The sequence below is a fragment of the Halolamina salina genome, from assembly GCF_042678005.1.
GTDB classification, from domain to species: domain Archaea; phylum Halobacteriota; class Halobacteria; order Halobacteriales; family Haloferacaceae; genus Halolamina; species Halolamina salina.
Genome location: NZ_JBHUDH010000025.1, coordinates 12,489 through 20,574 on the forward strand (window position 1 = coordinate 12,489; position 8,086 = coordinate 20,574).

Consider the following 8,086-nt stretch of genomic DNA (forward strand, 5'->3'; position numbering starts at 1 on the left):
GCGGAACAGCACGCTGTCGGCGACCCGTCGGTCGTCGTCGAGCGTCTGGACGGTGCCGCCGCACAACAGGAGTTCGGACATACCGGCGCGGGGGGTGGCTCGGAGTTAAGCGTTCTCACGCCCCCGGCCCCGGCAACGGAGTCAGTCCACCGCGGTCGCCGCGTCCTCCTGCTCGGGGCGGATGTCGCGGCTGATCTCCTTCCACTTCCCGCTGTTGAACCGCCAGTAGTTGATCGCCGCGGGGACGATCGTCTCGGCCATGAACGCGAGATACACCCCCCAGATCCCCAGCGCGGTCACCGAGCCGAGGTACACCAGCGGGATCGAACAGCAGAACATCCCGAGGAACTGGCTCAGGAAGGGGACGCGGGTGTCGCCGCTGGCGTCCAGCGGGCCGATCGAGGAGCCGGAGATCCCCCGGAACAAAAGCGCGACGCAGGCCGCGTAGATCAGGCTGACCGCGATCGGTTCGGTCGCCGGCGGGGAGTCGGTGTTGATGAACAGGCTCACCAGCGGCCGGGCGAAGATCGCGGTGATCGTCGCCGAGACCGCGTACGTCGCGACCGAGAAGCGGATGATGTCCCGGCCGTACGCCTCCGCGAGCGCCTCCTTCCCCTGCCCGAGCGCCTGCCCGGAGAGGCTGGAGGCCGCGAGGCCGAACCCCCAGCCGGGCGTGTTCATGATCCCCCAGATGCGGCGGGCGACGACGAACGCCGCGAGCGTGCCGTCGCGGTAGTTCCCGAGGAAGGCGAGCATCGGGAACTCCGCGACCGTCCAGACGAGGTTGCGCGCGCCGACGGGGGTCCCGATCCGGACCAGATCGCGCAACGTGCCGGGGTCGACGTACGTCCCGACGGGGTCGATCTCGACGGGGAAGCCCCCGAACCCGGGGATTCCCCCGCGCGAGAGTCCGAGCGCGAACGCGCTCACCGCGAACACGTTCGAGAGCACGGTGCCGAGCGCCGCGCCCTCGACGCCCCAGCCGAGGACGACGATGAACACGGCGTTGAGGGCGACGTTGACGACCGCGCCGCCGGCCCGGACCTGCATCGCGGTGTAGGCGTCGTCGGCGCCGACGAGCACGCGGCTCCCGACGAGGTTCAGCCCCGCGAAGGGGATCCCCAGCCCGACGACGCGGAGGTAGCGCGCGGCGTAGTCGATCTGGGTCGGGTCGCTGTTGATCAGCCTGACCAACTGCTCGGGGAACAGCCAGAACGTGACCGTCACGGGCAGCGAGACGACGATCACCAGCAGCGTGCTGGAGCGGACCGCCAGCCCGAGCTGCTCGTACGCTTCGGCGCCGTAGCGCTGTGAGACGAGCGCGATCGTCCCTCCGGCGACGCCGCCGCCGATCGCGAACGCCAGCCCCCAGAACGGGCCTGCAACACCGACGCCGGCGATGGCGTCGGCGCCGAGCACCGCGCCGACCATCGCCACGTCGGCGGCGTTTTTCGACATCCGGGCGACGCCGGTGACGATGCGGGGCCACGCCAGATCGGCGGTCTCGATCGCTCGCTCCCGATCGATCAGGCCGAGGCGGGCAAGCGCCAGCCCGATGTAGAGGATCGGCAGCCGGAGGACGTCTGCAGTGCGGGACACTCGTTCCCGGGTTCTTCCCGGACCGCGAAGAGGCTTACCAATCCCGCCAGCCTCGCTCCTACTCGTCGACGGGGGTGCCGACGAGGTGGACGGCGACGCTCCCGACGAACAGCACCGCCCCCGCCGCGGCGAGGGCGACGCCCGGCGAGAGGGCGTCCGAAAGCAGCCCGCTGCCGAGCTGGAACGGGACGACCGCCAGCCCGCTCACCATCGACATCGCGCTCAGCGTCGTCGCGCGCCCGACGGCGTCGATGCGGTCGTTGACGTACTGGCTCGCGAACACCCGAGTCGCTTCGGAGAGCCCGCGCACCAGCACGAACGCGAGGAACGCCGAGACCGGCAGCACCCACTGGCCGACGAGCAGCAGCCCCACCGCGAGCGGGACGACGAGGAACCACGCCCGCAGCCCGACGGTCGCCCGGATCCACTCCGCGCGGTACGTGACCGCCGCGGCCACGAGGCTGATCGCGCCGTAGTACCAGCCCAGTAGCGTCTCCACGTCGCCGAGCGGGTAGCCCGCGGCGACGGTCTCGATCCGGGGCTGGAGGAAGATGAACGCGAGGTACGTCGCCGCCGCGAACAGCACGTAGTAGAGCACGAGGAACGCGCGGAGCCGCCGGTCGGCAAAGGCCGCCCGCACCGCGTCGAGGCTGGCCGACAGCGTGGTCCGGTCGGCCGGGTCGTCGCCGTCGTCGTCGACGGTCAGCAGGATCACCGCGCCGAGGCCCGTCACCGCCGCCGCCGCGTAGAACGGGACCGAGAGGTCCACCGACGCGAGGTAGCCGCCGGCGACCGCGGCGACGACGCCGGCGGCGAGCGCGAACGACTCGCCGCGGCCCCGGAGGTCCGAGAAGGAGCGGTCGTCTCCGACCAGCGAGTCGTAGAGCCACGCGTCCTCCGTCCCCGAGCGGAACGTGTAGCCCAGCGACCAGCAGACGTACAGCGCGAGGAAGGCGGGGAAGGGCCGGGCGAGCCGGTCGGCCAGCCCGAGGCCCAGCAGCGTGAGCGCGATGGTCGCGGTGCCGACGATCAGCCCGTTGCGGCGGCCGAGCCAGTCGCCGAGGTAGCCCGTCGGGACTTCCCCCAGTACGGTCGTCACGTTGTAGGCGGCTTCGAGCACCGTGATCTGGAAGAAGGAGAGGCCGGCGCTCGCGAAGTAGAGGTACATGATCGGCCGGTAGAGCTCGACCGCTTTCGTGGCCTTGTAGGCGTAGTAGCGCGCGACGGCGGCCGGTGGCATCGGTCGAACCGGGCGGCGCCAGCGCCAAAAGCGCCCGGATCGGCGCGCCACAAGAGCTACCCGCGTTCGACGCCCAGCGTGGGGTATGAGCGACGACGGTCCCCACGAGGAACCCTCCACGGACGATGCGACGGCCGACGAAATCGACGATACTGACGGCGACGACCGATCGACCCCGGGCGAGGGCGAGGTGTACTGCCGGGACTGCGGAACGATCATCAGCGAGAAGGCGGAGATCTGTCCGGAGTGTGGCGTCCGCCAGCAGTCGCCGGGGTCGTCGATGGACGATCTGATCGAGGTGTTGACCAACGGAGAGAACGCGTTCGTCGCGGCGGTGTACTCCGCGATACTGCCCGGGCTGGGCCAGTTCTACAACCGCGAGCCTGCGAAGGGTGCGGCGATCGTCGTCGCCAGCTTCGTCGCGATGCTCTCGGTGCTGGCGCTGGTCGGGATCGTGCTCTACCCCGCGGTCTGGCTGTACGCGGTGTACGACGCCTACGTCGTCGCCGAGGGGCGGGAGCCGCCGCTCGACATCTAGTCCAGCAGCACCGACGCGACGAGGAACAGGCTGTGGTGGACGACGACCGCGACGAGCAGCGCGGTCGCGACCGGGCCGGGCGGGCGCTGCACGCCGCCGCCGCTCAGCACCACCGCCACCGCCGGCAGGACGAAAAAGGCCACCACCAGGTACGCGTGTGCGTACCGCCCCGGGAGCCGTCCGAACACGCCGTCGTCGGTCACAGTTTCGGCGTCGCCGGCGAGAGACATAACCCCGGCGGAGCGCGGCGCGCCCCCGCCGACCGAAGGCTGAAGCCCCCTCGTTCCCTCCCCCCGCTGTGTACAACGTTGCCGTCGTCGGCTGTGGGGTCATCGGCCACCGGCTGGCCGACGCGTTCGAGGCACACGCCGAGACGACCGTCCACGCCGCCTGCGATCTGGTGGAGTCGAAGGTCGAATCGTTCGCCGCGGAGTACGACTGTGCGGCCTACACCGACCACGAGACGATGATCGCCGCGGACGCGGTCGATATCGTCTACGTCGGCGTCCCGCCGAAGGCCCACCGTGCAGTGGTCGAGACCGCCGTCGCCGCCGACAAGCCGGTGATCTGTGAGAAGCCGATCGCCGAGGACGCCACCGTCGGCACCGAACTCGTCGCGCTGGCCGAGCGGAGCGAGCAGCCGACGGCGATCAACCTCCCGTTCCGCTACACGCCCGGCGTCCGGGAGCTTCTCGACCGGATCGACGCCGGCGAGATCGGCGAGCCGCGGCGGATCGAGCTTACCTTCCGCTTCCCGCAGTGGCCCCGCGAGTGGCAGGACGTGGAGTGGCTCGCCGGCCGCGAGCAGGGCGGGCCGCTGCGGGAGGTCGGCACCCACTACCTGTTCGCCGTACAGGAGGCGTTCGGGGGCGTCGACTGGGTGGACGCCGCGGTCGAGTACACCGCACCCGGGCGCTACGAGGCGTCGATCACGGGCTACTTCGCGGCCGACGGCGTCCCGGGGACGATCGACCTGCTCACCGACTGCGGCGCGGACGAACAGAACTCGATGACCGTCGTGGGCACCGAGGGGTCGCTGACGCTGCTCGACTGGTACCGACTCGCCGAGAGCGGCGAGGGGGCGGAGCAGCAGGTGGTGGTGAACGACCCCGGCGAGACGACGCTGCGGCTGGTCGAGGAGTTCGTCGCGGAGCTGGACGGCGACGGCGGCGATCTGGTGAGCTTCGCGGAAGCGAACCGCGTCCAGCGCGTGGTGGACGCGGTGTTCGACTCCGACGGGGAGCGAGTGGCCGCCGACACCGAGTGAGGGCCGATCCGCGTCGTGTACCGGACTTCCAAGAAGTGGTGATTAGACAACACTTATCCGCTCGTAGTCGAGTTGGTCTCGTAACATGACTTGTATCGAGATCGAGTGTGACGACTGTGCGGGGACCCTCAGTCACGTGGGCGGGCCGAACTGTGACGAACTCCTCGAGTGTGACTGCGGGAGCCAGTACGTCGTGACGATCAGCAAACTCGACACCGGAACGGTGTCGTGAGCCCGAGACGGTGGGAATCTCCTCCGTAGCCCACTGGCAGCCGACTACCGTCGCAGCAACAGCAGGCCCACGCTACTCGCGATCCCGGCGATCAGCGCGAACACGAGGAACAGCACCGTCTGGTTCGAGTACGTCAGGATCACGCCGGCCATCCCCGCGCCGAGCGCGCCGACGCCGAAGTTGCCGAGGTAGGTGTAGCCGTAGGAGAGGCCGCGGGCGGACTCGGGGGTGTACTCCGCGACGGCGGCCTGATAGATCGGCTGGACGATGAACAGCGCGAAGCCGAGCACCCCGCTCACCAGCAGCAGCGGCGCCGCGCCCATCGACGCCAGCGGGAGGAACAGCACCGCAAGCACCGCCAGCGCGCCGAAGGCGTACGCGATCCCCTGCCCGGGCGAGAGGCGCTCGGTCAGCCGGCCGCCGACGTACTGGCCGGCGATCCCGACCGCGAGCAGGCCGGAGTAGACGTAGTTCGCCGGCTCCTGCGGCTCGCCCGCGATCTCGATGGGCTGGAACGTCTCCAGCCCCGCGAGCAGTTCGGGCAGGAACGTCAGCACGCCGCGGTAGTAGAGCCCGTTCATCATCACGACGATGAACACGAACGCGAACGCGCTCTTGACGACCGTCGCCGACACGCTGAGGAACTCGCCGATCGAGTCGGGCGTGTCGTCCTCCTCGTCGTCGTCGCTCCGGTGGGTCGTTTCGTCGACGTCGAGCAGCAGCGCCGCGCCGGCCGCGAGGAAGGCCGGCACCGCCAGCACCGCCGCGACCGTCTCCCAGTCGAGGAACGCGAGCATCACCGTCGTCGCCAGCGGTCCCGCCGCGATACCGATGTTGCCGGCCATCCCGTGGAGCGCAAAGCCCCGTCCCTGCTCGGAGACGCCCTTGCTGATGAGCGCGAGCCCCGCGGGGTGGTAGACGCTGGCCGCGGCGCCCCACAGCACCAGCGCGACCGCGATGGCGATCACCGCGGGACTGGTCGAGAGCAGCGGCAGCCCGTCGAGCACGCCGGCGGCAGCCCCCGGCGCGACCGAGAGCACGAGGAACGAGCCGCCCATGCCGACCAGACAGAGCGCGATCAGCTTCCGCGAGCCGTAGCGGTCCGCGAGCACCCCGCCCGGCAGCGCGCCGATACCGAACAGCGCCATCCCCACCGAGACGACGATGCCGAGTTCGGCCGCCGTCGTCGCGAACTGCGCCAGCCAGATCCCCACGAGGATGGGCACCGAGAGTTCGTACGTGTGGACCAGCGCGTGGGCCGCCCCCGCTAGTCCCACGATCCGCCGGTCGTTTCCGTCCATGTTGCTCACCCCGGCGCGGACCCGCTTGAATGGACGGTTTCCGGCCGGGCTGTCGCCCTCTGGAAAACCACTGGTTATATTTATAGGTATGAGTATTACCGAGTATGTCGACTCACGACGGCGATCGGATCCAGACGACACACATCGGCAGCCTCCCGCGACCCCCGGAGCTACTCGACCTGCTGCGGACCCGCGAGTCGGGCGGGGAGGTGGACCCCGAGGAGTGGGACCGCGTGAGCCGCGAGGCGACCCACGACATCGTCGACCGACAGCTCCAGACGGGGATCGACGAGATCAACAACGGCGAGCAGCCCCGCGTCTCGTTCAACTACTACGTCGGCGATCGGCTCACCAACATCGGCGGCAAGCGCGAGCAGGAGCTGTGGGCCGATCTGGAGGAGTATCCCGCGGTCGCCGAGGACACGTTCGAGACCGACGTGATCGACCTCGCGAAACAGCCCGCCGTCACCGGCGAGATCCGCTACGAGGGCCACGAGGCGGCCGAGCAGGAGGTCGAGCAGCTCCGCGAGGCGATCGAGGGCACTGGCGTCGACATCGAGGACACGTTCTTCACCACCGCCTCTCCCAGCGTCGTCGCTGCGACCCACGTCGACGAGCACTACGACGACCACGCGGAGTACGTGTTCGACGTGGCCGACGCGATGGCCGAGGAGTACGAGATCTTCGCGGAGACGGGCGCGACGATCCAGATCGACGCGCCGGACCTGCTCGCGACCGGCCACACCCACCTGTTCGCCGACGATTCGGTCGAGGAGTTCCGCGAGGTCGTCGAACTCCACGTCGACGCGCTCAACGAGGCGCTCTCGGGCATCCCCGAGGAGCAGGTCCGACTCCACACCTGTTGGGGGAGCTACGAGGGTCCCCACCACCTCGACACCGACCTCGCGGACATGCTGCCCACGCTGTACGAGGCGGACATCTCCGGGCTGAGCGTCGAGCAGGCCAACCCCCGCCACCAGCACGAGTACCGCGCGTTCGCCGAGCACCCCCTGCCCGACGGCTGGACGCTCATCCCCGGCGTCGTCGACGTGAAGACGAACATCATCGACCACCCGGAGACGATCGCCGACCGCATCGAGCGCGTCGCCAACGTCGTCCCCGACGACACCGAGATCGTCGCCGCGCCCGACTGCGGCTTCGGCACGCAGGCCGGCCTCGGGATGGTCCACCCCGACATCGCGTGGCCCAAACTCGAAGCGCTCGTCGAGGGCGCCGAGATCGCCTCGGAGCGACTCCGGTAGCGATCACAACGCTCTTCTTTAGGCTAGCCAAATTCTCGCCCGACAGATGCGGCTCACTCGACGGGACGCGCTCGCGGCGCTGTCGGCGGCGGGGATGGGCAGCGTCGCGGGCTGTTCCGCACCGGACGCCGACTCGTGGGACGAAAACGGAACGCCGAACGACGGCGACGACGACCTCGAACTGGGCGAGGACGATCTGGAGACGCTCGTGGCGCTCGCGGGCGTGCTCTACCCCAGCGAGGTGGAGAACGTCGGCGAGTTCGTCGCGGAGTGGGTTCGACCCCGCGTGCGCGAGCGCCCCGAGCACGGCCGCGGGATGCTCGACGCGGTCGCGACCCTGAACGAGTACGCCGAGAACCTCGAGGGGGCGGCGTACGCCGATCTCGACGCCGGGGGCCGCGAGGAACTGCTCTCCTACATGGCCGTCGACACCGCCGACCCCGATCCGGACGGCGACGACGACCAGCGCGTGCGCTACTACCTCGTGAACGACCTGCTGTTCGGCCTGTACGCCTCGCCCACGGGGGCGTCACTGGCCGGACTCGAGAACCCGCCGGGCTATCCGGGCGGCACTGCGAGCTATCAGCGGGGACCGCAATGAACGAGGCCGACCGAACCCCCACCGAGAACGCCGACGTGTGTATCGT

9 protein-coding genes are annotated in these 8,086 nt (G+C 69.9%); 5 read left to right on the forward strand and 4 right to left on the reverse strand.

Annotation, left to right across the window (positions count from 1 at the left end):
* Positions 1-141: 141 nt before the first annotated feature.
* Positions 142-1,599, reverse strand: a complete 1,458-nt coding sequence (locus ACFR9S_RS03135) for an MATE family efflux transporter (protein WP_379818047.1) — start codon at positions 1,597-1,599, stop codon at positions 142-144.
* Between the two features lie 58 nt (positions 1,600-1,657).
* Positions 1,658-2,839 carry an MFS transporter gene (locus ACFR9S_RS03140; protein ID WP_379818048.1) on the reverse strand — a complete coding sequence of 394 codons (1,182 nt, stop codon included), beginning with the start codon at positions 2,837-2,839 and terminating at the stop codon, positions 1,658-1,660.
* Positions 2,840-2,924: 85 nt separating this feature from the next.
* Here ACFR9S_RS03140 and ACFR9S_RS03145 point away from each other — a divergent pair, with 85 nt between their 5' ends.
* Complete coding sequence (locus ACFR9S_RS03145; RefSeq protein WP_379733011.1) at positions 2,925-3,377, forward strand: DUF5683 domain-containing protein; 453 nt, start codon at positions 2,925-2,927, stop codon at positions 3,375-3,377.
* Here the strand turns inward: ACFR9S_RS03145 and ACFR9S_RS03150 are convergent.
* Positions 3,374-3,580 carry a hypothetical protein gene (locus ACFR9S_RS03150; RefSeq protein WP_379818049.1) on the reverse strand — a complete coding sequence of 69 codons (207 nt, stop codon included), beginning with the start codon at positions 3,578-3,580 and terminating at the stop codon, positions 3,374-3,376. The two genes, ACFR9S_RS03145 and ACFR9S_RS03150, sit on opposite strands and share 4 nt — an antisense overlap.
* A gap of 95 nt (positions 3,581-3,675) precedes the next feature.
* Here ACFR9S_RS03150 and ACFR9S_RS03155 point away from each other — a divergent pair, with 95 nt between their 5' ends.
* Both ACFR9S_RS03155 and ACFR9S_RS03160 read left to right on the forward strand, forming a co-directional pair.
* Positions 3,676-4,644, forward strand: a complete 969-nt coding sequence (locus ACFR9S_RS03155; RefSeq protein ID WP_379732509.1) for a Gfo/Idh/MocA family protein — start codon at positions 3,676-3,678, stop codon at positions 4,642-4,644.
* A gap of 85 nt (positions 4,645-4,729) precedes the next feature.
* Complete coding sequence (locus tag ACFR9S_RS03160; RefSeq protein ID WP_379732510.1) at positions 4,730-4,876, forward strand: hypothetical protein; 147 nt, start codon at positions 4,730-4,732, stop codon at positions 4,874-4,876.
* A gap of 44 nt (positions 4,877-4,920) precedes the next feature.
* Here the strand turns inward: ACFR9S_RS03160 and ACFR9S_RS03165 are convergent, their stop codons facing one another.
* Positions 4,921-6,177, reverse strand: coding sequence for an MFS transporter (locus ACFR9S_RS03165; RefSeq protein ID WP_379818050.1), 1,257 nt, complete (start codon positions 6,175-6,177; stop codon positions 4,921-4,923).
* Positions 6,178-6,281: 104 nt separating this feature from the next.
* Here ACFR9S_RS03165 and ACFR9S_RS03170 point away from each other — a divergent pair, with 104 nt between their 5' ends.
* Together ACFR9S_RS03170 and ACFR9S_RS03175 are read left to right on the forward strand one after the other, a co-directional pair.
* The gene (locus ACFR9S_RS03170) at positions 6,282-7,439 is read left to right on the forward strand and encodes a methionine synthase (protein ID WP_379732551.1); all 1,158 of its coding nucleotides are present in this window, start codon (positions 6,282-6,284) and stop codon (positions 7,437-7,439) included.
* Positions 7,440-7,485: 46 nt separating this feature from the next.
* Positions 7,486-8,040, forward strand: coding sequence for a gluconate 2-dehydrogenase subunit 3 family protein (locus ACFR9S_RS03175; RefSeq protein ID WP_379732550.1), 555 nt, complete (start codon positions 7,486-7,488; stop codon positions 8,038-8,040).
* The last annotated feature ends 46 nt before the right edge of the window (positions 8,041-8,086 follow it).